Origin of the sequence: Flavihumibacter sp., from assembly GCF_036676075.1 — a bacterium.
Classification (GTDB): Bacteria; Bacteroidota; Bacteroidia; order Chitinophagales; family Chitinophagaceae; genus Flavihumibacter.
Window position 1 is genome coordinate 171,597 of the sequence record NZ_JAKFDQ010000022.1, and the last position, 24,961, is coordinate 196,557.

The window sequence follows — 24,961 nt, forward strand, 5'->3', positions numbered from 1 at the left end:
ACATTGTTCAGGAGGAATGATCCTCTCTCTCTTTTTCACGATCGTAAGCCCTGATAATGGCTTTAACCAGGCGGTGACGAACAACATCCTCTTCATCGAGAACGATGTGCGAAATACCGTCTACATTTTTGAGGATCCGTACAGCTTTCTCCAATCCGCTTCGCTGGTTCTTAGGAAGATCCACCTGCGTAAGGTCACCGGTGATGATGGCCTTTGCATTGGCGCCGATCCTTGTCAGGAACATCTTCAGCTGGAGGTCGGTAGCATTTTGCGCTTCATCAAGAATGATGAACGCATTGTCTAGTGTTCGGCCGCGCATATATGCAAGCGGCGCGATTTCAATGGTACGGTTACTCATGTAATAGCCGAGCTTGTCGGCCGGGATCATGTCATCCAGGGCATCATATAACGGGCGTAAGTAAGGGTCAATCTTTTCCTTGAGATCGCCGGGAAGGAAACCCAGGCTTTCTCCCGCTTCCACTGCCGGACGTGTAAGGATGATCTTCTTCACGATCTTGTTCTTTAATGCCCTCACGGCAAGAGCAACTGCGGTATAGGTTTTACCTGTTCCCGCCGGACCAATCGCAAAAAGAATATCATTCTTGTCAACACCCGTAACCATTCTTTTTTGGTTGGCAGTACGTGCACGAACTGTTTTCCCATTTGGACCAAACACGAGAATGTCATTGGGGTTGCGCTCCACAAAGTGGTCAACCGTTTCGGCATCATCGCCGCCAAGGATCTGTTCAAAATAATTCTCACTCATATGGCCATTGCGTTCAAGGTACTGAACGATCAGGTCGATCTTTTCCTTCGCCGTATCTACCTGTTCGGGAGCACCGCTGAGTTTGATCTGTGTGCCGCGGGAGAGAATTTTTAAAAGAGGAAACTTTTTCTTGAGAATGTCTAATTTGCCGTTGTTAACTCCGAAAAATTCAATTGGGTTAACGGTTTCGAGGTTGATGATTTTTTCTGTCAATGCGCTACAATTTTAAGTTCACAATTAATACCATCGGCAGTCGCGATTCTCTCATCGCATGCTTTACAAAGAAGCTTAGTAAATATAATTCTGTGACTATATAGATGCAAAGTTACTTATACACAGATTGTGGATATTGTTAATATTCTGAGCGCTCATATAGATCCCCTCCAACCCGGCGCCCGGCATTTGCAAACAAGCTTTCCATCATGATGGGTATCTCCATAATTGCATGTCAGCTCTTCTCCTTTTTTGAGTTTGCGAAGTGTGTAAAATTCTACCCTACCATAACAACATCTCATAAAAGTATTGGGAACACAGGAGTGATTCACATATCGTAAGGCATTGGAATTTCTACTTGCATCAAGTGCAGGACCATCCCCGAATTCAACCATGGCAACTTTCTTTCTTCCCAACACTCTTTTACGCGCTTCCCTCACTGTAATGATCTCTCCTCCCAGGTTACCGATCTTTACTCGTGCGCCAATCGACTGCTCTGTAAAACAGCCCCTGCCATCAATGTTGCTCATGCCAACGCGCAACTTATACAGCAGTTCTTCCGGCATCGCCATTCTTTTGTTCAGTTACTTCTACCCAGGTGTGATCAGCAAGTAAACGTACAGCAGCAATGAATTGCTTGAAAGGGGCGGAAGCGCCCCATTCGGCGGGACTCACCATGGAAAGAATAAATGTATCATCCTTCTTTTCGTAGAGGTAATATATATGTCCTATAACAGGTTGAAAATTCAACTTCGCACCATACACGATCATAGATAATTCCTTTCGCTTGCGTATCTCCTGAGCCTGCCTTGCCAACAGTTCTATTTGTTCGCGGATCTGGTTCAGGTGCATGCTCGTTTGTTCCTCCATCGCCTGCAATGCCTTATGCCTTATCACACCTTCTTCCGTAGGCTTGATCATCACACTGCCAACAGAAGAAGCATAAGGCAATACACTCATTTGCTTATGATAGATATCGATATTGCGGAATGGATTTCCATCCTTATCTCTTGATTCCTGAGATATCTTCAGATAACCATTGGGCATGATTTCCTTCTTCACTCGAAGAACAATATCATCCTCACGAAGAAATTGCACATCAATAGTGGAAGCATTCAGGATCTCAGCGCGAATACTATCGGCCAGTGTTTTATCAGAAAAAGGATGCAGCATGCCATCCGGCCTCACTTCATATTGGGAGAAAAAAGCTTCATTGTCAAGTGTAACCCAGTTGATCTGTATCGAGAGTTCCTGTTGCTGGTTGGCAGATTCAATGCGATAGTTGCCCGAACGTGGCGGCATGCCCTGCTGGTAGTCACATTTCTCCGGAAATAATTGCCAGGATGCAAGAAAATTATATGCTTGAACCATAATGGGAAATTGTGTAAAGGTTGGATCATTAATCAAACAGATCTGACGACAAATACCTGTCGCCGCGATCGCAAATGATACAAACAATTATCCCTTCTTTTAGTTCCCTCGAAAGTTCTATTGCTGCATGAACGGCACCCCCGCTGCTCATGCCACTGAATATTGCTTCCTCGCGCGCAAGCCTTTTTGCCATACTGCGGGCATATTTTTCGTCGATCTCGATCACGCGATCTATTCGCTTACGATCAAATATTTTTGGGAGATATGCCTCTGGCCATTTGCGGATACCCGGTATTTTAGAACCATCTGTTGGCTGGCATCCTACAATAGTAATTGCAGGGTTCTTTTCTTTGAGATATTTCGAAACACCCATGATGGTTCCGGTAGTACCCATCGCAGAAACAAAATGCGTAACCTTACCATCCGTATCATTCCAGATCTCCGGACCTGTGGTATTATAATGCATCTGTGGATTATCGGGATTGGCAAACTGGTTAAGCATGAGATATCCACCCTTTGCTATCTGCTCATTGGCATAATCAATAGCACCTTCCATTGATTTTTCTTTAGGAGTGAGTATCACTTTTGCGCCAAATGCTTCCATACCCAACACCCTTTCGCGGGTTGCATCTTCTGGCATCACGAGTTCTATTTCAACGCCATAAAGGCTGGCGATCATAGCAAGCGCTATGCCTGTATTACCACTGGTTGCTTCGATGAGTTTGATGCCGGGTTTGAGCTCACCACGGTCATAGGCACCTTTGATCATGCCAAAGGCAGCCCTGTCTTTTACGCTGCCACCTGGATTATTGCCTTCGAGTTTGGCATAGATGGTCACAGCTGGATTAACAGTTACATGCTTAAGCTCAACAAGAGGAGTATTGCCAACTAGATCAAGAATTCCGGCCATAAAATAATCAATTGATTGATGACCGGAAAGTTATTAAACATACTATTAATAAACAGTAAATGTTTGGGCTGTAAGCTCTTCATTGATCATTTCGCTCATATTCTGTTCCTGGTCCTGTACCCAGGCTGGAACAGGCGTTGGAATGATCTTCCAGTTTCCATCCTGCTTGTTCATTTTAAACATGATCCTGTTTCCCCTGTCGTCAACAACATCAACGGAAAACAGGGTCTCCTGCGAAGTGATCATCTTGCGGAAATTAAATTCCCTCAGGCGTCCATCGGCCTTAATAAGACGAGTGAACTGTATATTTTTAACGAATTGCATCTGCTATTGATTTCTATAAACAAGTTATAAGCAGCAATTCCCGTGCTACAGTTCCCTAAAAACTTCTAAAAAACTGAAAAGTTTTGAACATTTTGCAGGCATGTTCACCCGAGAAGAAGCATCCCTGTTAAAAACTAAGTTTTTTACGGTACTGGGCCAATATATGCAGCCCATCCCTCCAATGGATGGAGGGCAGGTTAACTGGATGAATTACAGAACAGGTGTCAAAAATGTATTTTTCCGCATAGACGGTGGCAGGTCCTACTGCGAAACTGGCATACTCATCGCCCAACCCGACACAGCAGAACGCCACATCTTCTTTGATAAATGCCAGGCGATGGCCGGTTTCCTTGCTCCTGTTGAAGGACCGGAATGGAACTGGCTCCGGGACCAGGCCGATGAAAACGAAAAAATGGTAAGCCGGATCTACTCCCGGTTGAACGGCGTTTCACTGCTCAACCAGGCCGATTGGCCCACCATCATCTCATTTATTAAGCCCAGGCTGATTGCCCTCGATGCTTTCTGGTTTGAAGCAAAAGAGGTAGTCCTGTAATTAACGTACTCTTTTTCTCAGATCAGCCAGTGGCAGTGTGATCCTTTTCCCCACCTGTTTGCCATCACGATAACTTACCAGTTTAAGATTGGAAGCCCCTGCCGGAAATTGCAATGGTGTTTTATATACGGGATAAAATGTATCAGGCTCAAACTCATCAAAACTATAATGGATATTGATGCCTTCCACTTCTGATGTGAGACTCACTTCAATGGTTGAATCCTTCACCTTTTTTACATTAACGATGGGATCATACATGCTGCGTGAATAATTAGTACCTGCAAAATCTGATCGGGTAAAATGCGCCTCAGTGCGATTCACAAAACTCTTCCAGTCTTTCACCGCCATAGGACTCCATACTGCTTCAGCAACGGCCCAGCCTCGTGGCCAGAGCATATACTCTGCATGCCTTACAGTATGTAATCTTTCACTCCAGAGATTTGCCTGTCCGCCAAGTATATAACTTGAATCAACACCTGGAGGAATAGGGTTGAAGGAATATGATTTACTCAGCCTTACCATTCCATAAGTGGGAGGCTCAGCAAGGGGATCACCCTGGTAGAGGTCAACATAGGTGAAGGTATTCGGACTCATCACCACCGGATGTTTCATTTTAGCTGCTTCAATACCGCCTTTCTCTCCCTGCCAGCTCATCACCGCCGCGCCAGGTGCAAGTCCGCCTTCCATGATCTCATCCCATCCCATCATTTTCTTTCCTTTGGACTCAATGATTTTTCCTACCCGCTTCACGAAATAGCTCTGCACTTCGTGCTGGTCTTTCAGGTTCTCTTTTTTCATAAGGGCTTTGATAGCGGCGCTTTTTTCCCAGAAGCCTTTATAGGTTTCATCGCCTCCCATATGGATATACTCATAAGGGAATAGCTGCGCTACTTCAGTGAATACTTTGTCGAGCACTTCATAAACCTTCTCATTGGCCGGACATAAATTATTATCCAGTATGCCATAGAATTTACCATTGCCGGGCCAGATCATGAAACGATCTCCAACACTCACCTGGTATTTACCCGGAGTACATACCAGGTCGGGATAGGCGGCGATCATGGCAAGGCTATGACCCGGAATATCTATCTCAGGAAGTATGGTCACAAACCTGGCATTGGCATAAGCTACTAACTCACGGATATCTTCATGCGTATAGAAGCCACCATAGTTGCTTTTTTCTCCTGGTTGTTGTTTTTGGAAGTCGCCCCAACGGCCTGTACGCTCTGCCCTGAAAGCTCCCACCTCGGTGAGTTTGGGAAGACTCTTGATCTCGATCCTCCATCCCTGGTCATCAGTAAGATGGAGATGCAGCCGATTGTATTTGTACTTCACCATATTGTCAATAAAATCTTTCACCTGCTGCTTCGTGAAAAAATGCCGGGCAACATCCAGCATGAGTCCGCGCCATGCAACTCTTGGATGGTCCTTGATATTCACATGCGGAATTTTCCAGCTCATATTCTTCACCACTGTTTTGCTTTCAATTTCTGGTGGGAATAACTGCCACATTGTTTGCAGTCCATAGAAGATGCCGGCAGCTTCATTGGCGCTGATCCTTATACCGCGATCATTCACTTCGAGCTGGTAGCCTTCCTTACCAAGGGTGGCATCGGCCTGCTTGTTGAGTTGTAAACGAATCACCGCATTGGGCATATTGCGCACCACGCTGGTGTTGAAACCCGTGGTTGCCTTAATGCGTTCAGAAAGCTGGTCGCTGATGGTGATCAGCTCCGGCACCTGGTCGCTAAGGTCTATACTCACGGCATTGGGTAGGGTATAGGTGCCCGCGCCGGGTTGCATACTTACGGGCTGCGGAATCAGTTTTGGACCGGGAACAGTTCCCTGGCCAAAAACAATAACACTTACAATTAATTGTAGGGTAATCAGGCAAGATCTTAACATAACTTGAGGGATAAATTGGGCAATGAAAATACTGGATTATGTTATTTTACACCCATGAAAATTTTGTCCGCTTCAATTACCCTTTGCCTGCTGGCTTTTTCTCACGCAATAAATGCCCAGGATTGCAAGCTCCAGAAGACCACCGACGATTTCAGTGGCCAGCCTAAACTCACCACCGGGTTTGTTGATCTTCAGGGGGTAAAACTCTCCATTGATGCAACCAGCAAAGAGGTGGATTATTTTTTCGTCATCAATAATCCCATGGCCAATTGCATCGGCGACCGTTCAGAAGCAACATTTGTATTTGAAGGTGGCAAGCAGAAACTTGAACTGAAGAATACCGGCGGCGATAATTGCAATGGATTCTTTCATATCACCATGCGCAGTGGACAATATACTCCCACCGCCATGAACCGGCTCTCCACAAAAAAAGTGATCTCCATAACATTTTCCGATCGCAATGGAAAGCTCACCGCCATAAGCCTCACTCCCCAGCAGCAAGACCTACTGATGCAGCTCACCGCCTGTATGGCGAAAGAGGCAAAAACGCTCCCGAGATAAGTTTTCTACAGACCTATTTCTGTCGCAAGTGAACCAGTACAGGAAAATGATCAGAGGAGTAACGGCCATCCCGGGTTTCCAGGATCGTTACATGCTTTTTCACTTTAAAATTTCCCCGATAGAAAATGAAATCGATGGGCTCCTTGGGTAATGAGTCTGTTTTCCATCCATTGAAAGTTCCGGCGGGACCAACCAGTTTCTTCCTTCTTTTACTGGCGGTGTTGACCAGGTAATAAGGTTTGTCTTTGTCGGTTAATGCCACGATCGGCGGTTCATTGGGGGTGGCGTTAAAGTCGCCTGTCAGGATAATATCATAATCACCTGCTACTACTTCCATTACTTTCAGGAGCAGCAGAGCACTCTGCCTCCTGGCTTCTTTTCCGATATGATCAAAATGGGTATTGAAGACGAATGATTTTTCACCGGTGATCTTATCCATTACTTCCGCCCAGGTAGCCACCCGCGTGATGGCCGCGTCCCAACTTTTACTGCCAGGTACTTCCGGTGTTTCTGAGAGCCAGAAGGTAGCTGAATTGATAACCTCGATTCGCGCAGTATCATAAAAGATTGCCGAATATTCACCTTTCTCTCCGCCATCATCTCTTCCCTTCCCAACATATTTATAGCCCGGCAGCAGCGATGCGAGATCAGTCATCTGCTCATGCAATGCCTCCTGAACGCCAAGAAGATGGACATTGTTTTTAAGTACCTGGTCTGCCACGAATTCTTTTCTGTATGGCCATGCATTGGCACTGTCGGCTGGCGTATTAAGCCGGATATTAAAACTCATCACATGCAGGGGTTCCTGTGCTGTTGCGATAAAAGGAAGTAATAAAGCCGCTAAGAGTTTAAGTGTCATGCTGCAAATTAATACTATCCATCTGACATCCGTCAGGACAGATGTCAGATGGGGGATAAAAAAAAGCCCGCAATAATGCGGGCTGAATTATTATGCGTCTGACGTATGTCCTGACGGATGTCAGACGGGCTATTAATAACGGTAGTGTTCCGGCTTGAACGGACCCTCTCCTGAAATGCCGAGGTATTCGGCCTGGGCGGGAGTAAGTTCATCAAGCACAACCCCGATCTTAGCGAGGTGCAGTCGGGCAACTTTCTCATCAAGATGTTTAGGGAGAACATAAACCTTGTTCTCATACTGGCTGTGGTTAGTCCAGAGTTCGATCTGCGCAAGGGTCTGGTTAGTGAAGGAGTTACTCATCACAAAACTGGGGTGACCCGTTGCACATCCAAGGTTTACCAGGCGACCTTCTGCAAGCAGAATGATATCTTTGCCATCAATGGTATAAATATCTACCTGTGGTTTGATGGTATCTTTTGTATGTCCATAGTTCGTATTCAACCAGGCCACATCGATCTCAATATCAAAGTGCCCGATATTACAAACGATCACCTTGTCTTTCATCAGGCGGAAATGATCACCAGTGATGAGGTCGCGGCAACCGGAAGCAGTAACAACGATATCAGCTTCTTTAACAGCATCGATCATTTTCTTTACTTCAAAACCATCCATCGCAGCCTGCAGGGCGCAGATTGGATCGATCTCAGTAACGATAACGCGGCAACCTGCACCAGCCAGAGATGCAGCAGAACCTTTACCAACATCACCATAACCACCAACAACAGCAACCTTTCCGGCGAGCATCACATCAGTTGCGCGGCGGATAGAGTCAACCAGAGATTCTTTACAACCATATTTGTTGTCGAATTTGCTCTTGGTAACTGAATCATTCACGTTGAATGCAGGAACTGGCAATGTGCCTTTAGCCATGCGCTCATAGAGACGGTGAACACCAGTTGTGGTTTCTTCACTTAGTCCCCTGATATGCTGGATCAGCTCAGGATATTTATCGAAAACGATATTGGTGAGATCACCACCATCGTCGAGGATCATATTCAGCGGGCGGTCGGCAGCACCAAAGAAAAGGGTCTGCTCAATACACCACTCAGCTTCTTCATTTGTTTGTCCCTTCCAGGCAAACACCCCGATACCTGCCGCAGCAATAGCAGCGGCAGCATGGTCCTGGGTTGAGAATATATTGCAGGAACTCCATTTTACTTCAGCACCCAATGCTACCAGCGTTTCGATTAGCACGGCAGTCTGGATGGTCATGTGCAGGCAACCTGCAACACGTGCACCCTTCAATGGCTGTGTAGCGCCGTATTCAGTGCGCAGGGCCATCAATCCGGGCATTTCAGCTTCAGCGAGGCGGATCTCTTTACGACCCCATTCAGCCAGGCTGATATCTTTTACCTTATAAGGCAGTGTAAAATCAATGTTTGATTTTGTTACTGTGGACATATTAACTCTTTTAATTCGGCGCAAAGGTACTGATTTGAGGGAAGTTTTATTAGATTGTGTTTCAATTTTAAGCCATGATAGCCTACGATACTTTATCAGAAGCCGTAAACGGGCTGAAGCAGCGTGGTTTCAATATAGATTTTAACCTTTCTTTTGATTGTATCACCTGCCACGAGACCCCGGTCAACCTCCTCCCTTCAGAATTCGAGATCGTTGAAGTTCACCGTTTTGAAGGTGCCACAAACCCGTCGGACTCCAGTATTTTATATGCTATAGAATCCAAACACGGGCAGAAGGGAACGCTGGTAAATGCCTATGGCGTATATGCCGATGATATTAGCGCCGAGATGATCAAAAAATTATCTATCCACCATTAGAATATTTAACCTTACTCATGAAAAATTTTGCTGGCGCAATCATCATCGGCGTTGCGGTCATTATCAGCGTATTGATATTGGCAAACGCATATAAATATAAATTCATCTCCACGGAAACAATTACCGTGACCGGACTCGCAGAAAAAGATTTCACCAGTGACCAGGTAGTATGGAGGGGAAGCTTTACCAGAACCGGGATGGATCTCCGCGCCGCTTACGCATCACTCAAAGAAGATGAGAAGCAAATACGCGATTACCTGAAAGGGAAGGGTATACCCGATTCTGCGATTGTCTTTTCCTCTGTTGATATGCAAAAACTTTTTGATTCGCGCTATGACGAAAATGGCAGGATGACTGGTTCCGCATTCACAGGTTATTCATTAACAGGAAGGGTGACGGTAGATTCAAAAAACATAATCTTAGTTGAAAAAGTATCGCGTGAAGTGACGGAACTACTCGAGCGTGGACTGGAGTTCAATTCCATGGCACCAGCCTATTACTATACACAACTAAATGAACTAAAGATCGACCTGCTTGCCAAGGCATCGGAGGATGCTAAGCTGAGAGCAGAAACAATCGCTAAGAGCAGCGGCATTTCACTGGGCCACCTGAAAAAAGCGAATATGGGTGTGTTCCAGATAACCGGTAAAAATTCGAATGAGGATTACAGTTATGGCGGGGCATTTAATACAAGCTCAAGGGAGAAGACTGCGAGCATAACGCTGAAGGTGGATTATTTGGCCCGGTAAGGAGAGATGGAGAGATGGAGGGATGGAGGGATCAGCGTGATTTGACCATGGATGCAACGATCTTGTCAATAGGCAATGTAACAGCATCCTCATTGAACTCATGCCAGTTTATAAAACGGAAAGTTTCTATCTCTTTGGTTTCCTCGTATATGCGTAGCTGTGATTCATCAAAATCAAAGGGGATAGTTCTGAGGGGTGCTTTGATTTCTTCAAGCGCATGGGCAAAATAATAAATGGAGATGATCTGGTGGGCGGGATTGAAAGCGCTCATCTGGAAATAATCCGTTGTATAAATATGATCTCCCACATTAACCTTCAATTGCATTTCTTCCATGAATTCACGGGCCAGGCAATCGCGTGTTCCTTCACCAAATTCAAGTCCCCCTCCCGGAAACTTCGTATACAATCCACCGCGAATCTTTTCATCACTAACCAATACCTGCCGGTCTTCATTGATCAGTATTCCATAAACCCGGATATTAAACATGAGATTCCTTTCCTGCAAAATGCACCGAATATCAATCTTTACCAAATCCGCCAAAGGAAAGCCGAATTTCATAAAGTCTTTTCTTTGACACGGTCATATCCATTCCATAACTAAGCCGGAAATCAATATGTTCTGTTCTTCCAGCCTTAGGAGGAATACGAAATCCAGTAACCGCTATCGGACCAAAGATTGTCAACTTATGAAAGTAAAATTCACCTCCTCTTTTATCATAGGATTCGAGTAAATTATACACGATGCCCGCTCCACCATACCATCCATAACCTGCCTCGCTTACCAAACTTGAACCGTGACCTATATTAACGGCGGCGATCAATGAGGATTGCCAGGAGAAATCGCCCTCAAATGCAAAAATTTCTGTGAATACACCAATAGGCTGTAGTATTATTGATAAGCCCAGGTCTTTAATAAGCGGTTTTGTATAACTGAAAGAAAGATTGAACATGGCATCCGTCATGCCGATATAATTCGGGCCACGCTTTTCGGAAAAGCTCCCACTTACTCCAAGGTTTACCCCAAAAAAACCTTTCAGGGGAACAGGCTTCTCTACTGGCTCCTGCGAAAATGATAATTTGCAGGCCATGCCCAACAAGCATAAAAGGATAAGGTGAGGCTTCACCTCAATAAACTACAAAATCCACTAGTGAAATGCAACCGGCAGGAATCAGAATAACTTTTTCTTAAGGAAAAACCAGCCAATGGCGAGCGAGATAGCCATGGAAAGAAATACGGGAATATAAAACGCATAGGGCGAGTTGGCATAGGGGATAGGCACGTTCATGCCATAAATGCTGGCCACCAATACCGGGAAGCTTAGCGTGATGGTAATAACAGAAAGCCTTTTCAACACTTCGTTCTGGTTATTGGCAATGATGCTGGCAAAAGCATCGAGGGTGCTGGAAAGGATATTCGTATAAATATTTGCCATCTCAAGGGCCTGCGAATTGTCAACGATCAGATCACTCATGATCTCTTTTTCCTCTTCATTAAGACTGAGAAAATTGGTTCTCTCCAGTTTGATCAGCAACAGTTCATTACTACGTAACGCCGTTACAAAATACACCAGGCTTTTCTGGATCCGCATCAGTTGCAAAAGTTCCTCGTTCCTGTTTGAATCATAGAGCTTTTGCTCCAGCAGGTTTCTTTTGTGATTGATCTCTTTTAGGAATTCCATATAGTTCTGCACCACTTTCTCTATTATCTTAAGCACCATCAGCTTTCGGTTATCGGGATGACGGTTCTGGAAAGTATTCAGGAATTTCTTGATGGCATCATTCTCAAAAGAGTTTACCGTTACGATCTGGTTATGCGTTAAAATAATACAGATAGGAATGGTAATATAAAACGCGTCACTATCATTGAAAGAATTGTTCTCCGTCGGAGTTTTAATGACAATGAGTTTTACATTATCATCTTCTTCAAAACGGGTTCTTTCATCAATATCGAGTGAGTCGGTAAGGAAGTCGAGCGGAATATCCAGTCCCTCAGCCAATTCAGTGAACTCCTCCTGCTTAAGCGGTGGAAGCACATTCACCCATGCGCCGTTTTCAGGCTTATTGATGGCAATGGTCTGGTGGTTGATATTTTTAAAGTACTGGATCACGTGGCTGCAAATAACAGATAAAAGCTATAATCACAAAAAGAGGTTTATGCGCCTACTTCCACTGTGCCGGTGAAAACCTTTTCAGCAGGCCCGCGGAGCCAGATATTAGTGAAGCTTCCATCATGGTTGCGGTCAAATTCCACGCTCAACCATCCGCCACGGGTTTGCACCCTCACTTCGTTAAAGCCAAACTCATTGTGATAATTCACAATAGCACATGCTGTAACGCCGGTTCCGCAGCTCAGGGTCTCATCTTCCACGCCACGTTCATAGGTGCGCACCTTGATCTCATGATCAGATGTTGTTTCTACAAAGTTCACATTAATACCTCCAGGCGAAAAATGATCGTTGTTTCTCAGCTCCCGTCCCTTCTCAAACACATCTATCTCTTCTATATTTTTAACAGTCTTCACATAATGGGGTGAGCCGGTATCCAATACCTGGTCGCCCTTGAATTCATTGATCGTAATAACATCCTGCATCTTAAGTCTAACTCTTCCCTGTTCGTCGATCTCTGCCTCGTGCTCACCATCTACTGCAAGGAAACGATAAGTAGTGCGGATGATCCCTGTTTCGTAAGCGAATTTCACAAGGCATCTTCCACCATTGCCACACATGCTGCTTTCATTGCCATCAGCATTATAATATTTCATTTCGAAATCATAATCACTCCTCGAATTCAATAGCATGAGTCCGTCAGCTCCTATGCCAAACCGACGATCACACAAAAAGCGGATAATCGAAGCTGTTAGTGTGGAGTGATCGCCCTTTCTATTATCAAGTATGATAAAATCATTTCCTGTACCCTGGTATTTAAAAAAATCCAATTTCATACGGTCACTGGTTAAGTGGTTAAATGGCGGTGCTAAATGGCGGCAATGATCTCAAGTGATTTCTGGATCAGCTTTTCAACTGCAGCCTGCCCGTCTTTAGAAAATTCCTTTGATACCCGGTTTGCAACGATGGCATTCAGGCTAAGGCAATGATGCCCCAACAATCGGCCCAGTCCATATATCGCGGAGGTTTCCATTTCAAAGTTAGCGATCCTGTGCTGACCAAACCGAAAATCAGTCAGGCGGTCAATCAGGTCGGGATTATTCAGTCCCAGCCTCAGCACCCTTCCCTGTGGACCATAGAAACCGGGGCAAGTAACGGTAATGCCCTGGTGATAGCCTTCTACAAAATGCTTCATCAGCGAAGGGGAGGCACTGGTGATATATGGTTGGGCGGTTTTCTGGTGCAGTTGCGTTTGGGTGAGAAACGACTGGATAAGTTGCTGCTCTTCCTCATGCTGAACATGCAGGTAAAAGTTCAACAGGTTATCGATACCCAAACCATGTGTGCCGGCAACAAATCCATCCACAGGAATATCTGCCTGCAGTGACCCGGAAGTGCCTATGCGAATAATTGACAGCGAATGTAACGAAGGCCTGATCATACGGGTTTCAAAATCAATATTGACCAATGCATCCAACTCATTCAATACAATATCAATATTATCGGGACCAATACCGGTTGATAAAACGGAGATTCGTTTGGTTCCAATAAAACCAGTATGGGTGATGAATTCTCTATGTTGACGCTTGTATTCCACCCGGTCAAAATATTTACTGATGGCTGCAACACGGTCGGGATCGCCTACCGTGATAACGGTTTCTGCCAGTTCTTCCGGTCGCAGATCGAGGTGATAGATAGCACCGCGATTGTTAATAATTAATTCTGAAGGTGCAATAGATTTCATGATCAATGCGTTTATGAAAATAGTTTGAAGAGATTTGCAACGAATGTATAAAAATCCCTAATTTCGCCCTTCTTTAAATGGTCCTGTGGCCGAGTGGTTAGGCAGAGCTCTGCAAAAGCTTCTACAGCGGTTCAAATCCGCTCGGGACCTCCAAAATGAGGATCATAGTTTAAAAACTATGGTCCTCTTTTTTTGTTGTTACTTTATTATATATATCATGAAATATTCTAACCAGGTTGGTGCAGTCGCATCCTTGCTCGTTATCATATCCTGTTTTCTTACCTGGGTTATCATCCCGGGACTGAACATTCATGTAACCGGTTTTTCAACTGAAGGTACAGGCTTTGGTAAACCGGGTATCATGAATGTATTTATGAGTGCGATTTCGTTAGTATTATTCCTGGTGCCTAAACTATGGGCCAAGAAAACCAATCTTTTTTTTGCGGGATTTAATCTTGCTTGGGCATTCCGGAATTATATTCTTGTATCAACTTGTCATGGTGGTGATTGTCCATCGCGCCAATGGGGATTGTATCTCTTATTGGGAGCATCACTTATACAGATGGTTATGGCTGCGCTACCAAGGGAGTCAGATATTAAGACCGGCATATCAGGATCCTGATATGAGTTTCGCCACCCCGAATGCAGCGCCTGCTGCCATGATCCCGATACTCATTGTGAGGATAGCGCCAAACAATGGGTTGATCCCATTCTCTTTTGCTTTATAATATCCTGAGATCACAAGTATTGCACAGGCAATGATAGCTGCAGTAAAAAGCATACGCACCGGATCAGTTAATATGATGTAGGGAAATATCACCAGTAAGCCCGACAAAAAATAAGCAATAGAAACTGTTATTGCTGCCCTCCGATATACCTGGTTATTATTTTTCTCTTTTAATTTGTCAGGAACACTGATCACCTCTTCCAGGTTCTTATGTTCTTTCCTAAGCACTGAAATGGCCTGCTCCTGCTGACTTTCGGAGAATCCAAGTTCCATAAGGTCGGGCGAGCTGATGGTTTGGGTATTGGTAGATCGCTGTGCCGCCCATGCCCCGATGCCCATGGCTACAGCACCAACACAGGCAATTACCAATCCTGAAAAAACGATGATATCAGACGGAACGGCCATGCCACTCAATCCTGCTGCGAGGGCAAGTGGCACGGTACTTCCATCACTCATTCCGATTGCTATATCTCTTCTCAATCAAGTTGTTTTAAGCATTCCCCAATAATTGCCACCGCTTCAAGAATCTGCTCCCTGCTGATAACCAGTGGCGGTGCAAAGCGGATCTTATCACCATGGGTTGGCTTGGCAAGCAATCCAGCATCTTTCAACGCCAGGCAAAGATCCCATGCTGCTTCCGGATTCTGGTGTCGGATAACAATGGCATTCAGCAAACCTCTTCCTCTGATGGTCTCAATATAGGGGGAGTTTAGCTTCGCCAGTTCTGTTCTCAGCAATTCACCCATCTCTTCTGCATGTTCGGCCAGGCTTTCATCCTTCAAAACTGCCAGTGCCGTCATCGCCACTTTGCAGGCGAGCGGGTTTCCACCATAAGTTGATCCATGTTCTCCCGGCTTGATATTCATCATGATGAAATCATCTGCCAGCACTGCACTCACGGGTATTGTTCCTCCGCTTAATGCCTTTCCGAGGATCAGGATATCAGGCCTTACGCCCTCATGATCACATGCAAGCATCCTGCCAGTGCGGGCTAATCCTGTCTGGATTTCATCAGCTATGAAAAGTACATTATATTTTGTACAGAGTTCACGTACGCCGGTGAGGTATCCATCATGCGGCACTACTACACCTGCTTCACCCTGGATGGGTTCCACCATAAATGCTGCTACATCAGGATCCTGCAGGGCAGTTTCCAGGGCTGCAAGGTCATTGTAAGGAATTATCTCAAAGCCCGGCATAAAGGGACCGAACTTACTATAGCTGCTTGGGTCGGTAGAAGAGGAGATCGCTGCCAGTGTTCTTCCCCAGAAATTATTTTCAGCAAACAGCACTTTGGCTTTGTTTTCGGCAACACCTTTTTTAACATAGGCCCATCGACGCGCAAGTTTAATAGCGGTTTCACCACCTTCCACACCGGTGTTCATTGGCAGCACCTTATCATAGCCAAAATATTCGGTGATATATTTTTCATATTCCCCGAGCAGGTTATTATGAAAAGCACGGGAAGTAAGCGTCAGAACAGAAGCCTGCTCAATGAGCGACTGCACAATTCTCGGATGACAATGTCCCTGGTTAACAGCGCTGTATCCACTCAGGAAATCGAAATATCTTTTTCCATCCACGTCCCAGAGAAAAACGCCCTCGCCGCGTTCAAGAACAACAGGCAGGGGATGATAATTATGTGCGCCATGCTTTTCTTCTAATTCAAGAAAATAGGCTGTTTTTTCAGATACTATAGTTGCGATTGTTGATGACATTTTGGAAGAAATTTTTTGTAAGGCAATAGTCAATAGTCAATAGGGAATAAAAGAGGCAATAGAGAATAGATAAAAGAGAACAGAAAAAACGCCATTATTCATTTCAGGAGAATAACCCCACCACAAACCCCAAAAAACCGCAGTACATCTCCAACGTAAATCTTACATCTTACATCTTACCTCTTACATTTCTTCCGTCAGTGATTTAGAAGATCAAGGTTAGCAGCCAGGAAGCTGAATATGGTAGTGTGTGAGTTGATATGAATGCTTTGTACGAAAATAGGAATTTTTAGGCAGTGGGAAAAATCAGGCCATGGTTGTGGCGATGCAGCGATATTGGGTGGGGAAGCTTTTTTCCCATCCTGCCGGCACTTCTTTGAAAATTCCGAACACCGTTGAGCCTGTGCCTGTCATAGCGGCATACAGTGCGCCCTGCTTATAAAGTTCTTCCCTGATCTGAGCTATCTCAGGATATCTCGCGCTTGCCCCCGCTTCAAAATCATTCTCCATCCCTCCATCTCTCGATCCTTCCATCCCTCCATCCCTCCACCTCTCCACCGGCTCCTTCACCACCTCCCTGAGATCTGAATTTCCTCCCTTCAACTCAAGTTGCTCAAATGCCTCGCGGGTGCTGATATGCAGGGCTGGATTTACCAGGAGTATTTTTTTACCTCTCATCGAAGGGATCTCAACCGGTTCCATGATCTCACCCCTTCCAGTGGCAAACACCGGTTTGTTCTGAATAAAAAAAGGACAATCGCTTCCTAACTGCAATGCATAGTTGATAAGCAGTTCTTCGGAAAGATCCAGTTTGAATAATTTGTTTAGAAGCAATAAGGTGAAAGCGCCGTCGGAGCTTCCGCCACCGAGGCCCGCCCCCATGGGGATCTGCTTATGCAGGTGCATCTTTACCGGCGATAGCGCAAAATCTTTTGCCAGAATATTCCAGGCCTTAATACAAAGATTATGTTCCGAAGCTGCATCGATTGGAAGGCCGCTGGTGGTAAACGCAAATTCTTCAGCACGCACTGCTTCCAGCATATCGGTACAGTTAATAGGAAAAAAGACGGTTTCCAGGTCATGGAAACCGTCAGGCCTTTTGGCTTTAACCTGTAATCCCAGGTTGATCTTGGCATTTGGGAAAACGATCAAGGCCGTTAGTTTAGCGAAATATTATTGTGACTTTCTGCTGTTGATCTCATCACGGATGGCGATGGCCCGCAGGTAGTCTTCCTGCTCCAGCACTTCACTGAGCAGGGTGTTAAGTTCTTCGAGATTGAGTGCGCTGAGGTCTTCGCGGCCGGAGGGACTTTCTTTTGGCGCCCCGGCTTCCACCTGCTTTTTAGCCTTGCCAGAACTGTCTTCCATGAGGATGCCGGCACTGTCGAGGATGTTCTCATAAGTATAGATAGGGCATCCGAAACGCACGGCAAGTGCCAGGGCATCAGAAGTACGGGAGTCGATCTCCACGGTATCATTTTCACCTACACAAACCAGTTTACTATAGAAGATCCCTTCCTGCAGGTCGCTGATGATGATCTCCGTGAGGTCAACATTGAAGGCACTCATGAAGTTCTTCATCAGGTCATGTGTCAGCGGGCGGCTGGGCTGCATTTTTTCCAGTGCAACAGCGATGGCCTGGGCTTCAAAACCGCCGATTACGATGGGTAATCTGCGCAGTCCATTTACCTCCCCAAGCACCACTGCGTATGAATGTGTTTGGGTAATGCTGTGCGACAAGGCTACTATTTCCAGTTCTATCTTCCTCATAATGAAGGCACGAAACTAAGGCATTTTACTAAAAAAAACCGCTTACTTGCCTTTCAGCTTTTTCACCGCCTCAATGATCTTCGGCATCAATTCAAAAGCGTCACCCACAATACCATAATCAGCGGCTTTGAAGAATGGTGCCTCCGGATCTTTATTGATCACAACGATAGTCTTACTTCGGTTCACCCCAGCCAGGTGCTGGATAGCACCGGAGATGCCTACAGCAAAATATAAATTGGGAGCGATGGATCCTCCTGTTTGTCCAACATGCTCATGGTGCGGACGCCAGTGTGCATCGGCAACGGCGCGACTACAAGCTGTTGCCGCACCCAGCAATTGTGCCAGCTCTTCAATCATACCCCAGTTCTCAGGTCCCTTCAATCCGCGACCGCCACTGATCACCAACTCGGCTTCACTTAATGGAATCTGTCCCTTCACTTTATTGGTGGCGGTAACTTTCACCTTCGGTGCTTCCAGGGTGGCAGCAAATGGTGCGACCTCTGCAACGCCTTCTCCCAGAACTGGTGTAAATGCGTTGGGGGTGAGGGATATGATCTTAATGGGGGAATTGATCCTGATATTGGCAAATGCCTTTCCGCTGAAAACGGCTTTCTTCACCACGAATCCATTACTGGTATCGGGCAGTGCAACAGCACCCGCTACCAGTCCGGCTTTGAGGCGGGCGGAGAGTCCGGGCGCAATGGCCTTGCCATTCACATTGGCAGAGATAACGATGATATCTGCCTTGCTGGCCGCGGCCGCTTCTGCAATAACTTTAATAAACAACTGAGCATCGAGGTGATCGAGTTGCGCATCGGCAACATGGTGCACTTTTTTAATGCCATATTTTCCAAGGGCAGAGAGATCGTCACTAACATTTCCTAATACCAGGGCCTCGGCACTGGTGCCGGTTTGTTCTGCTAGTTTCGCGCCATAGCTGGCTGCTTCGAAAGATGATTTTTTTATTTGGCCTTCGGCTTGATCTATATATATAAGAACAGACATGCGTAGCAATTGAATGATGATGGAATAAGGTGATCAGAAAAGTTTAGCCTCTTCGTGAAGCAGGCGAACCAGCTCTTCCGGATTATCGGGCGATACCAACTTAACACCTGCTTTTGCCGGAGGCAATTCAAAACGCTCAATACTGGTAAGTGCCTCTACTGAAACTGGTTCCACCACTTTCAATGGCTTGGTACGTGCGCCCATAATACCTTTCATATTGGGAATGCGCTGCTCGGCCATTCCTTTCTGGCAACTAACCACAACAGGGATTGAGAGTTCGGCAACTTCTTCACCGCCTTCTATTTCGCGGGTGATGGTTGCCGTATTACCGGCCAGTTCAAATTTGGTGGCCAGCGATACAAAGGGCATATCCAATAACTCCGCTACCATGCCCCCAATTGAGGATCCATTATAATCAATGGTTTCCTTGCCGGTGAATACCAGTTCATAACCACCCTCACGGGCAACATTCGCGATCTGGCTGGCAATTGTGAATGAATCGGTACTGTCTGTGTTAACACGGATGGCTTCATCACCACCCAGTGCAAGGGCCTTGCGGATGATGGGGTCAGCATCGGCGCCGCCAACATTGATAAGATGGATAATAGTGGAGGGATCCTTTTCTTTGAGCTCGATAGCGCGCACCATAGCATACCATTCGTCATAGGGGTTGATGATCCACTGAACGCCGTCGGCAGCGAATTTCGTGTTGTTATCCGCGAAGGCTATTTTTGCCGTGGTATCCGGCGTTTTACTGATACAAACTAAAATTTTCATACAGCTGCAATTATGTAATGTTTGAAAGTTGTTTATGCAACTAATCGTTGTACAAATATAATAGGTTCAAAGATAGTTACAGTTGCAGCTCAAATAATTTTTTCAAGAATTATGGACCGCATACAAAAACTTAAGGAATTTCTGGCGGCCAGTCCAGCTGATTCATTTCTCAAACATGCATTGGCGTTGGAATATATCAAGACCGGTGATGATGAGCAGGCTCGGCAACTATTTGAAGGCATCCTCTCTGCCAATCCTGATTATGTTGGCAGTTATTACCACCTGGCAAAATTGCTGGAGCGTACAGGCGACACCGAGGGTGCAGTACATTGCTACCAGAAAGGAATGGAAGCAGCAGGGCGGGTGGGCGACCAGCATGCATTTGGTGAATTGCGCTCAGCATTGGAAGAGCTTTCTTTCTGATCAGCGTATAATTGGTTGAAGGGCTGCAGGCTTCCGGAACCAGAAAATGACTCCGGCAAGCATTAGGAGGCGGAAGATAAAATAAGCCCAGTAGTTGATATTCCACGCATCGGTGATATCACTTATGCTGGTGAAGTATATATAAAAGGTTTGTAGCACAAGGAAGATAAAATTATAGAACAGGAATCCTGCGATCAGCAGGAATCGACTCACATAAACCGTGTTTACCGTCAGTGATGAATTCCTGTAGAGCAAGATCATTGCATAACCGGCAGCCAGCATATACCAGAAAGAAGGCAGCAACTGGTTCCAGAAAGTATTCCGGTAGATGCCTTTTATAAAGAGGGTCAGCATCCAGGTGGCGATAACAGGGATGATGGTGATGAGCAGGAATCGCCGGTAACGGGTATCATCCCACAGGAAGTAAAAGAAAAGTAACCCGGTAATAGTATCGATATGGATGGTCAGGTTGCTGATGGCCTGGAAAGTGGGTGAGTCCATCGGGTATATATAAACGATCCCGAAAAGGAACAGGTTATAGAGCACATGAAGCAGGATGAACAACTGTAATTTCTGTTCCCATCCCTTTTTAATCAGTAAAATTGCAGCAGTGAGCAGCAAAGCTAAGAGGGTGAGATTATCAATTACAGATATAAGAAGACCTATTTCAGGCATTAAGGATCAAGTTTAAGGTTATCGCTGAGGCGAATATGCCACACTAACGGGAGGAGGTAGCATATTATTATCGTAAAAATACCCGGATATATACGCAATCTAGATGAGCAAAAAAGACCTGGCAGTTGCTTTTAAGCAGTTTATTGAAGAGCATTCGTTATTTACGAAGCACGATCGGCTGCTCGTGGGCGTTAGTGGCGGCATCGATTCTGTAGTACTTTGCCACCTGCTTCGGGAGGGGGGATATAGCTTTGAAATTGCCCATGTAAATTTCCTGTTGCGTGAGCAGGAAAGTTTCAGGGATGAGGATTTCTGCAGGCAGCTTGCGCAGCAATTGGATGTGCCCATTGCCGTGGCGCGTTATGATACCCGTGATTATGCGCAGGAGAAAAAACTATCCATACAGGTGGCCGCAAGGGAACTTCGCTATGCATTTTTTAACCAGCTTATAACAGAGCGTAAGGGTTCTGATACTGAAATAAAATACATGCTCACCGGCCATCATGCCGACGATAATGCCGAAACAGTGTTGATAAATTTATTCAGGGGATCAGGCCTCGCAGGGCTCCGTGGCATTCTACCCTCGCGTGGCGAGATCCGTCGCCCACTTTTGTTTGCCAGTCGAAATAATATCACTGAATACGCTTCTCAAAAACAGTTGACTTGGGTGGAGGACAGTAGCAATGCTGAATCTAAATATGCCCGCAATTTCCTTCGTAACAATATAATCCCGGCATTACGTGAACAGTACCCGACTGTTGTCGAAAACATCAATGATAGCGCGCGGCACCTGCATGATATAGAGCAGTTTTATATGGCAGCCATGAAGAGGCAGTTGGAGAAACTGGTGCTTAAGAAAGAAGCAGAAGAACAGCTTCCTATCCTTAAGTGGAAACAGTTGCCAGGTAAATCTGCCATTTTATATGAGTGGCTGCAACCTTTTGGTTTTAGCAGTGGGCAGATGGCTGACCTTGAAGCTCTGGCCGATAGCCAGACCGGGCAATATATAGATTCGCCTACCCACCGGCTTCTGCGGAACAGGAACTGGCTGGTGCTAACTCCACTACCCACAGAGGCATCGGGTATTATTCTTTTAGAAGGGGATGAGGGAAAGATTCAATTCCGCGATGGAATTCTCCAGTGGAAAATTCAAGGCTATGCTGGTGAACCAATTTCGGAAAATAGCCTTGATGCCTGGCTCGACGCTACTGATATCCGCTTCCCATTATTGCTGCGCCCATGGAAAGCGGGAGATTATTTTTACCCCCTGGGTATGCGAAAAAAGAAAAAACTTGCCCGCTTTTTCATTGATAATAAACTAAGTCGAAATCAGAAAGAAAAGACCTGGGTGATAGAATCTTCCGGAAGAATTATCTGGGTACTTGCACAAAGGATCGATGACCGTTTCCGGATCAGTGCATCAACCAAAAAGACCCTCCGATTTGAGTTCGTACCGCTTACTAATACCTCGATTTGATGGTTTCAATAAAGTGACTCATCACATCATAATCGGCCAGAAGTTTGGCAGCTACAATGGTAAAGAGTACGCCAAAGATTGCGCCGCTGAAGTGGGCGCGGTGACCGATATTATCACCTCCTCTTTTTGCGAGGTAAGCAGATATACCAAGGAAAATAAAACCAAAAATATAACCGGGAATATCGATCGGTATGAAAAGCAGTCGGAGTGGCATTCCTGGTTGAAGCATGATGGCAGAGAAGATCACTGCCGATACAGCGCCGGAAGCTCCAAGGGCGCGATAAGAAAAATTATTACGGTGCTGGAAATAATCGGGAAGCACCGAAAAGATGAGTGCAAGAAAATAAAGCAAAAGGAACATCATTTTACCATTGCTACCAAAGAGGGTAGGATGGCTAAATAGTCCCACTTCAAGGAACTCTCCGAAACTCCAGAATGAGATCATGTTGAATGCCAGGTGCATGAGATCGCCATGAACAAATCCGCAGGTGATGAACCTGTAGTATTGTTTTCGGCTATCGATCTCCGCGGGCCAGAAGAGCAAGTCTTCCTTCACCTTTTCGTTGTTAAATGCGATGAAGGAAATCACTACAGTTATAATTACAATGGATAGGGTAATGCTAAACATGGCGGCAAGATAATTAATCGTGGTGGTATTTTTCATTGCGCAGGATGGTGCATGCCCGGTATACCTGTTCGGCAAGAACCAGTCGGGCTACCTGGTGAGGAAATACCAGTTTGGAAAGGCTCCAGGTGAAATCGGCCCGCTCGCGTACAGCGGCATCCACACCATAAGCACCGCCGATCAGGAAGATGACCTGTTTCCTGCTTTCGTTTGCGCGTTGCTGTAAGAGGGATGCCAGCTCGGGAGAGCTGATATTTTTACCCCGCTCATCCAGCAGCACCAGGTAATCGTCTTTTTGTACCGACTGCAGCACGGTTTGTGATTCCGCTTTTTTTATCAGCGCGGGATCGGAGGCTTTTGATGGCGGCAGCAGTTTCCATTCACAAGGGAAATAGCGGTTGACGCGCATAGTGAAATCATCAACGGCTGCTTTAGTGGAGGCATCCTGTTGTTTACCGATTGTCCAGAGCTGGATCTTCATGGGTGCAAGATAATCTCTTGCGACAAAAGTCACATACCGGCATCAATTGAAGCGGGAGATTTGTATCATGGAGCCATTTAGCAAAAACCACTGGGAAGCGGTATACCAAAAAAACGAGCCCGGAAAAACCAGCTGGGCACAACCCGTTCCAAAAACATCAATGGAATTCATACACTCTTTTAGCCTGCCGAAAAATGCAAGGATAATTGATATAGGCGGCGGCGATAGTAAACTGGTTGATTTTTTGCTGGAGGAAGGATACAAGGACATAACGGTGCTGGATATCTCAGAAACCGCCACTGAACATGCAAAGAAGCGATTGGGAGAAAAAGCAGCGACGGTAAACTGGATCGTTTCTGATATCCTCGATTTTAAACCTGTGGGGAAATATGATTGCTGGCACGACAGAGCTACTTTCCATTTTCTTACCTCGGAAACAGACAGGCTTATCTATACCGGAACTGCCCGATCTTCAGTTGCCGGTTATCTTATCATTGGAACCTTTTCAGATAACGGTCCGGAGAAATGCAGCGGACTGGTTGTAAAACAATATTCTTCCGAAGCCCTTACAAGAGAATTTGAGCAGGGTTTTGAAAAGATAAAATGCATACAGGATGACCATATAACTCCCGCGGGGGTGGTGCAGCATTTTACTTTCTGCAGTTTTAAGAAGAAGAATAGCTAAATTGTATGGTCTCCCCGCCATGCAGCCTTATCGAAAATATTTTACACGAATCTTAGAGGCTCATTACCCCCGGGAAGCCTCTAAAATGATTGCCGAAACGGATGATCATTACAACATCATTTTTAAGGATATAAGCTTTGCTGTCAGATCGCCTAACCCCATTGACAGGCGACTTGATTTCAGTGCTTATTTTTTAGCCCTGATAAAAACTCTTTCAGAAAGAGGAATAGATTTTAGCCAGATCAGGAAATCATGTCTCGAAATAGTAACTGAATATGTGCGGCCAAAAAATAAGCTGCAGGGTTATCTGAAAAAGTTGCCGGCAAAGCTGACCAATACCTGGATAGCGAATAAGATAATTGCCAGGTTGAATAAACGAATGAGTACAAATCCTCATCCTGATGGTTTTGTTGCTAATATCATTACCGACAAGGAGCAGACTTTCGGACTGGGCTATGGGTTTGATATTTTAGAATGTGGCATCTGCAAGCTTTTTGCAAAACACCAGATGGAAGAATATGTAACTCTATTATGTGAAGTGGATGAGATCACCTCTGGGTTGGCCGGACTTCAATTGATCAGGAGCGGTACCATTGCCAGGGGAGCCAATTGCTGCGATTTCCGGTTTAAAAAGGAATCACCTCCTGTGGAAATAGGTTAAATTTGTATCTACAATAAGGAAAACACTAATTCCTTAAAA

General features: G+C 45.5%; 31 protein-coding genes and 1 tRNA gene. 10 read left to right on the plus strand and 22 right to left on the minus strand.

All coding sequences use genetic code 11. The features are described from left to right. Positions 1-7: 7 nt before the first annotated feature. The 5 genes from V6M43_RS17235 to V6M43_RS17255 all read right to left on the minus strand — a co-directional run bounded on the left by V6M43_RS17235 (position 8) and on the right by V6M43_RS17255 (position 3,584). Complete coding sequence (locus V6M43_RS17235; RefSeq protein ID WP_039128817.1) at positions 8-979, minus strand: PhoH family protein; 972 nt, start codon at positions 977-979, stop codon at positions 8-10. 155 nt (positions 980-1,134) lie between these two features. Then, the gene (locus V6M43_RS17240) at positions 1,135-1,545 is read right to left on the minus strand and encodes an SET domain-containing protein (protein ID WP_332737443.1); all 411 of its coding nucleotides are present in this window, start codon (positions 1,543-1,545) and stop codon (positions 1,135-1,137) included. Then, positions 1,523-2,350: a DUF2452 domain-containing protein gene (locus tag V6M43_RS17245; RefSeq protein ID WP_332737444.1), complete on the minus strand. Its 828-nt coding sequence runs from the start codon at positions 2,348-2,350 to the stop codon at positions 1,523-1,525. Before V6M43_RS17245 ends, V6M43_RS17240 begins: the two co-directional genes overlap by 23 nt. Positions 2,351-2,378: 28 nt before the next feature. Continuing rightward, the gene (gene cysM / locus V6M43_RS17250) at positions 2,379-3,260 is read right to left on the minus strand and encodes a cysteine synthase CysM (protein WP_332737446.1); all 882 of its coding nucleotides are present in this window, start codon (positions 3,258-3,260) and stop codon (positions 2,379-2,381) included. A gap of 45 nt (positions 3,261-3,305) precedes the next feature. After that, positions 3,306-3,584: a hypothetical protein gene (locus tag V6M43_RS17255; RefSeq protein WP_332737448.1), complete on the minus strand. Its 279-nt coding sequence runs from the start codon at positions 3,582-3,584 to the stop codon at positions 3,306-3,308. Between the two features lie 100 nt (positions 3,585-3,684). On the opposite strand from V6M43_RS17255, the gene V6M43_RS17260 reads away from it, so the two are divergent. After that, complete coding sequence (locus V6M43_RS17260; RefSeq protein WP_332737450.1) at positions 3,685-4,137, plus strand: DUF4268 domain-containing protein; 453 nt, start codon at positions 3,685-3,687, stop codon at positions 4,135-4,137. On the opposite strand, the gene V6M43_RS17265 is transcribed toward V6M43_RS17260, so the two are convergent. Continuing rightward, the gene (locus V6M43_RS17265) at positions 4,138-6,042 is read right to left on the minus strand and encodes a beta-N-acetylhexosaminidase (protein ID WP_332737452.1); all 1,905 of its coding nucleotides are present in this window, start codon (positions 6,040-6,042) and stop codon (positions 4,138-4,140) included. It abuts the gene before it with no gap. 54 nt (positions 6,043-6,096) lie between these two features. Between V6M43_RS17265 and V6M43_RS17270 the strand changes: the two genes are divergently transcribed. After that, on the plus strand, positions 6,097-6,603 hold the full coding sequence (locus V6M43_RS17270) for a hypothetical protein (RefSeq protein WP_332737454.1): 507 nt from the start codon (positions 6,097-6,099) through the stop codon (positions 6,601-6,603). A gap of 13 nt (positions 6,604-6,616) precedes the next feature. Here V6M43_RS17270 and V6M43_RS17275 read toward each other — a convergent pair whose 3' ends face one another. Together V6M43_RS17275 and ahcY are read right to left on the minus strand one after the other, a co-directional pair. Further along, positions 6,617-7,462 (minus strand): endonuclease/exonuclease/phosphatase family protein, encoded by an 846-nt coding sequence (locus tag V6M43_RS17275; protein WP_332737456.1) that lies wholly within the window; start codon positions 7,460-7,462, stop codon positions 6,617-6,619. Positions 7,463-7,594: 132 nt separating this feature from the next. After that, positions 7,595-8,923 (minus strand): adenosylhomocysteinase, encoded by a 1,329-nt coding sequence (ahcY, locus tag V6M43_RS17280; protein ID WP_332737458.1) that lies wholly within the window; start codon positions 8,921-8,923, stop codon positions 7,595-7,597. 74 nt (positions 8,924-8,997) lie between these two features. On the opposite strand from ahcY, the gene V6M43_RS17285 reads away from it, so the two are divergent. Beyond that, positions 8,998-9,300: a hypothetical protein gene (locus V6M43_RS17285; RefSeq protein WP_039128842.1), complete on the plus strand. Its 303-nt coding sequence runs from the start codon at positions 8,998-9,000 to the stop codon at positions 9,298-9,300. Between the two features lie 17 nt (positions 9,301-9,317). Beyond that, positions 9,318-10,049: an SIMPL domain-containing protein gene (locus tag V6M43_RS17290; RefSeq protein WP_332737461.1), complete on the plus strand. Its 732-nt coding sequence runs from the start codon at positions 9,318-9,320 to the stop codon at positions 10,047-10,049. 31 nt (positions 10,050-10,080) lie between these two features. On the opposite strand, the gene V6M43_RS17295 is transcribed toward V6M43_RS17290, so the two are convergent. From V6M43_RS17295 to V6M43_RS17315, 5 genes are all read right to left on the minus strand, one after another. Beyond that, positions 10,081-10,536 (minus strand): NUDIX hydrolase, encoded by a 456-nt coding sequence (locus V6M43_RS17295; protein ID WP_332737463.1) that lies wholly within the window; start codon positions 10,534-10,536, stop codon positions 10,081-10,083. Between the two features lie 31 nt (positions 10,537-10,567). Continuing rightward, positions 10,568-11,137: a hypothetical protein gene (locus V6M43_RS17300; protein ID WP_332737465.1), complete on the minus strand. Its 570-nt coding sequence runs from the start codon at positions 11,135-11,137 to the stop codon at positions 10,568-10,570. Between the two features lie 81 nt (positions 11,138-11,218). Then, entirely contained in the window at positions 11,219-12,157 is a 939-nt protein-coding gene (locus V6M43_RS17305; RefSeq protein ID WP_332737467.1) for a magnesium transporter CorA family protein, read from the minus strand. A 44-nt stretch (positions 12,158-12,201) separates the two neighbouring features. Beyond that, positions 12,202-12,990, minus strand: coding sequence for a diaminopimelate epimerase (gene dapF, locus V6M43_RS17310; protein WP_332737469.1), 789 nt, complete (start codon positions 12,988-12,990; stop codon positions 12,202-12,204). A gap of 32 nt (positions 12,991-13,022) precedes the next feature. After that, the gene (locus tag V6M43_RS17315) at positions 13,023-13,898 is read right to left on the minus strand and encodes a nucleoside phosphorylase (RefSeq protein WP_332737471.1); all 876 of its coding nucleotides are present in this window, start codon (positions 13,896-13,898) and stop codon (positions 13,023-13,025) included. Positions 13,899-13,977: 79 nt separating this feature from the next. Between V6M43_RS17315 and V6M43_RS17320 the strand changes: the two genes are divergently transcribed. Both V6M43_RS17320 and V6M43_RS17325 read left to right on the plus strand, forming a co-directional pair. Next, positions 13,978-14,051, plus strand: a tRNA-Cys gene (locus V6M43_RS17320). Between the two features lie 64 nt (positions 14,052-14,115). Next, on the plus strand, positions 14,116-14,520 hold the full coding sequence (locus V6M43_RS17325) for a hypothetical protein (protein WP_332737473.1): 405 nt from the start codon (positions 14,116-14,118) through the stop codon (positions 14,518-14,520). Here the strand turns inward: V6M43_RS17325 and V6M43_RS17330 are convergent. The 6 genes from V6M43_RS17330 to V6M43_RS17355 all read right to left on the minus strand — a co-directional run bounded on the left by V6M43_RS17330 (position 14,509) and on the right by V6M43_RS17355 (position 19,895). After that, positions 14,509-15,105, minus strand: coding sequence for a VIT1/CCC1 transporter family protein (locus V6M43_RS17330; RefSeq protein ID WP_332737475.1), 597 nt, complete (start codon positions 15,103-15,105; stop codon positions 14,509-14,511). The genes V6M43_RS17325 and V6M43_RS17330 overlap by 12 nt on opposite strands. Continuing rightward, positions 15,102-16,343 carry an ornithine--oxo-acid transaminase gene (gene rocD / locus V6M43_RS17335; RefSeq protein ID WP_332737477.1) on the minus strand — a complete coding sequence of 414 codons (1,242 nt, stop codon included), beginning with the start codon at positions 16,341-16,343 and terminating at the stop codon, positions 15,102-15,104. The genes V6M43_RS17330 and rocD overlap by 4 nt, the downstream gene beginning before the upstream one ends. A 306-nt stretch (positions 16,344-16,649) precedes the next feature. Next, positions 16,650-17,495 carry a 4-(cytidine 5'-diphospho)-2-C-methyl-D-erythritol kinase gene (ispE, locus tag V6M43_RS17340; RefSeq protein ID WP_332737479.1) on the minus strand — a complete coding sequence of 282 codons (846 nt, stop codon included), beginning with the start codon at positions 17,493-17,495 and terminating at the stop codon, positions 16,650-16,652. A 21-nt stretch (positions 17,496-17,516) separates the two neighbouring features. Further along, the gene (locus V6M43_RS17345) at positions 17,517-18,113 is read right to left on the minus strand and encodes a bifunctional nuclease family protein (RefSeq protein ID WP_332737481.1); all 597 of its coding nucleotides are present in this window, start codon (positions 18,111-18,113) and stop codon (positions 17,517-17,519) included. A 42-nt stretch (positions 18,114-18,155) separates the two neighbouring features. Further along, positions 18,156-19,118 (minus strand): electron transfer flavoprotein subunit alpha/FixB family protein, encoded by a 963-nt coding sequence (locus V6M43_RS17350; RefSeq protein WP_332737483.1) that lies wholly within the window; start codon positions 19,116-19,118, stop codon positions 18,156-18,158. 33 nt (positions 19,119-19,151) lie between these two features. Beyond that, positions 19,152-19,895, minus strand: a complete 744-nt coding sequence (locus V6M43_RS17355) for an electron transfer flavoprotein subunit beta/FixA family protein (RefSeq protein WP_332737485.1) — start codon at positions 19,893-19,895, stop codon at positions 19,152-19,154. A gap of 111 nt (positions 19,896-20,006) precedes the next feature. On the opposite strand from V6M43_RS17355, the gene V6M43_RS17360 reads away from it, so the two are divergent. Beyond that, the gene (locus tag V6M43_RS17360; RefSeq protein WP_332737487.1) at positions 20,007-20,318 is read left to right on the plus strand and encodes a tetratricopeptide repeat protein; all 312 of its coding nucleotides are present in this window, start codon (positions 20,007-20,009) and stop codon (positions 20,316-20,318) included. Here V6M43_RS17360 and V6M43_RS17365 read toward each other — a convergent pair whose 3' ends face one another. Next, positions 20,319-20,993 (minus strand): hypothetical protein, encoded by a 675-nt coding sequence (locus V6M43_RS17365; protein WP_332737488.1) that lies wholly within the window; start codon positions 20,991-20,993, stop codon positions 20,319-20,321. A gap of 103 nt (positions 20,994-21,096) precedes the next feature. Between V6M43_RS17365 and tilS the strand changes: the two genes are divergently transcribed. Continuing rightward, positions 21,097-22,470 (plus strand): tRNA lysidine(34) synthetase TilS, encoded by a 1,374-nt coding sequence (gene tilS, locus V6M43_RS17370; RefSeq protein WP_332737490.1) that lies wholly within the window; start codon positions 21,097-21,099, stop codon positions 22,468-22,470. Here tilS and V6M43_RS17375 read toward each other — a convergent pair. After that, positions 22,454-23,134: a rhomboid family intramembrane serine protease gene (locus V6M43_RS17375; RefSeq protein ID WP_332737492.1), complete on the minus strand. Its 681-nt coding sequence runs from the start codon at positions 23,132-23,134 to the stop codon at positions 22,454-22,456. The genes tilS and V6M43_RS17375 overlap by 17 nt on opposite strands. Further along, positions 23,112-23,576, minus strand: a complete 465-nt coding sequence (locus V6M43_RS17380; protein WP_332737494.1) for a 23S rRNA (pseudouridine(1915)-N(3))-methyltransferase RlmH — start codon at positions 23,574-23,576, stop codon at positions 23,112-23,114. The genes V6M43_RS17375 and V6M43_RS17380 overlap by 23 nt, the downstream gene beginning before the upstream one ends. Positions 23,577-23,736: 160 nt before the next feature. Between V6M43_RS17380 and V6M43_RS17385 the strand changes: the two genes are divergently transcribed. Next, positions 23,737-24,261: a class I SAM-dependent methyltransferase gene (locus V6M43_RS17385; RefSeq protein WP_332737496.1), complete on the plus strand. Its 525-nt coding sequence runs from the start codon at positions 23,737-23,739 to the stop codon at positions 24,259-24,261. Between the two features lie 85 nt (positions 24,262-24,346). Then, positions 24,347-24,922, plus strand: a complete 576-nt coding sequence (locus V6M43_RS17390) for an L-2-amino-thiazoline-4-carboxylic acid hydrolase (protein ID WP_332737498.1) — start codon at positions 24,347-24,349, stop codon at positions 24,920-24,922. Positions 24,923-24,961 lie beyond the last annotated feature (39 nt).

Coding starts and splice junctions, on each gene's coding strand:
- V6M43_RS17240 (WP_332737443.1), bottom strand. CDS start 1,545: ATGCCGGAAGAACTGCTGTATAAGTTGCGCGTTGGCATGAGCAACATT.
- V6M43_RS17245 (WP_332737444.1), bottom strand. CDS start 2,350: ATGGTTCAAGCATATAATTTTCTTGCATCCTGGCAATTATTTCCGGAG.
- cysM (WP_332737446.1), bottom strand. CDS start 3,260: ATGGCCGGAATTCTTGATCTAGTTGGCAATACTCCTCTTGTTGAGCTT.
- V6M43_RS17255 (WP_332737448.1), bottom strand. CDS start 3,584: ATGCAATTCGTTAAAAATATACAGTTCACTCGTCTTATTAAGGCCGAT.
- V6M43_RS17260 (WP_332737450.1), top strand. CDS start 3,685: ATGTTCACCCGAGAAGAAGCATCCCTGTTAAAAACTAAGTTTTTTACG.
- V6M43_RS17265 (WP_332737452.1), bottom strand. CDS start 6,042: ATGTTAAGATCTTGCCTGATTACCCTACAATTAATTGTAAGTGTTATT.
- V6M43_RS17270 (WP_332737454.1), top strand. CDS start 6,097: ATGAAAATTTTGTCCGCTTCAATTACCCTTTGCCTGCTGGCTTTTTCT.
- V6M43_RS17275 (WP_332737456.1), bottom strand. CDS start 7,462: ATGACACTTAAACTCTTAGCGGCTTTATTACTTCCTTTTATCGCAACA.
- ahcY (WP_332737458.1), bottom strand. CDS start 8,923: ATGTCCACAGTAACAAAATCAAACATTGATTTTACACTGCCTTATAAG.
- V6M43_RS17285 (WP_039128842.1), top strand. CDS start 8,998: ATGATAGCCTACGATACTTTATCAGAAGCCGTAAACGGGCTGAAGCAG.
- V6M43_RS17290 (WP_332737461.1), top strand. CDS start 9,318: ATGAAAAATTTTGCTGGCGCAATCATCATCGGCGTTGCGGTCATTATC.
- V6M43_RS17295 (WP_332737463.1), bottom strand. CDS start 10,536: ATGTTTAATATCCGGGTTTATGGAATACTGATCAATGAAGACCGGCAG.
- V6M43_RS17300 (WP_332737465.1), bottom strand. CDS start 11,137: ATGGCCTGCAAATTATCATTTTCGCAGGAGCCAGTAGAGAAGCCTGTT.
- dapF (WP_332737469.1), bottom strand. CDS start 12,990: ATGAAATTGGATTTTTTTAAATACCAGGGTACAGGAAATGATTTTATC.
- V6M43_RS17315 (WP_332737471.1), bottom strand. CDS start 13,898: ATGAAATCTATTGCACCTTCAGAATTAATTATTAACAATCGCGGTGCT.
- V6M43_RS17325 (WP_332737473.1), top strand. CDS start 14,116: ATGAAATATTCTAACCAGGTTGGTGCAGTCGCATCCTTGCTCGTTATC.
- rocD (WP_332737477.1), bottom strand. CDS start 16,343: ATGTCATCAACAATCGCAACTATAGTATCTGAAAAAACAGCCTATTTT.
- V6M43_RS17345 (WP_332737481.1), bottom strand. CDS start 18,113: ATGAGGAAGATAGAACTGGAAATAGTAGCCTTGTCGCACAGCATTACC.
- V6M43_RS17350 (WP_332737483.1), bottom strand. CDS start 19,118: ATGTCTGTTCTTATATATATAGATCAAGCCGAAGGCCAAATAAAAAAA.
- V6M43_RS17355 (WP_332737485.1), bottom strand. CDS start 19,895: ATGAAAATTTTAGTTTGTATCAGTAAAACGCCGGATACCACGGCAAAA.
- V6M43_RS17360 (WP_332737487.1), top strand. CDS start 20,007: ATGGACCGCATACAAAAACTTAAGGAATTTCTGGCGGCCAGTCCAGCT.
- V6M43_RS17365 (WP_332737488.1), bottom strand. CDS start 20,993: ATGCCTGAAATAGGTCTTCTTATATCTGTAATTGATAATCTCACCCTC.
- tilS (WP_332737490.1), top strand. CDS start 21,097: ATGAGCAAAAAAGACCTGGCAGTTGCTTTTAAGCAGTTTATTGAAGAG.
- V6M43_RS17375 (WP_332737492.1), bottom strand. CDS start 23,134: ATGAAAAATACCACCACGATTAATTATCTTGCCGCCATGTTTAGCATT.
- V6M43_RS17380 (WP_332737494.1), bottom strand. CDS start 23,576: ATGAAGATCCAGCTCTGGACAATCGGTAAACAACAGGATGCCTCCACT.
- V6M43_RS17385 (WP_332737496.1), top strand. CDS start 23,737: ATGGAATTCATACACTCTTTTAGCCTGCCGAAAAATGCAAGGATAATT.
- V6M43_RS17390 (WP_332737498.1), top strand. CDS start 24,347: ATGATTGCCGAAACGGATGATCATTACAACATCATTTTTAAGGATATA.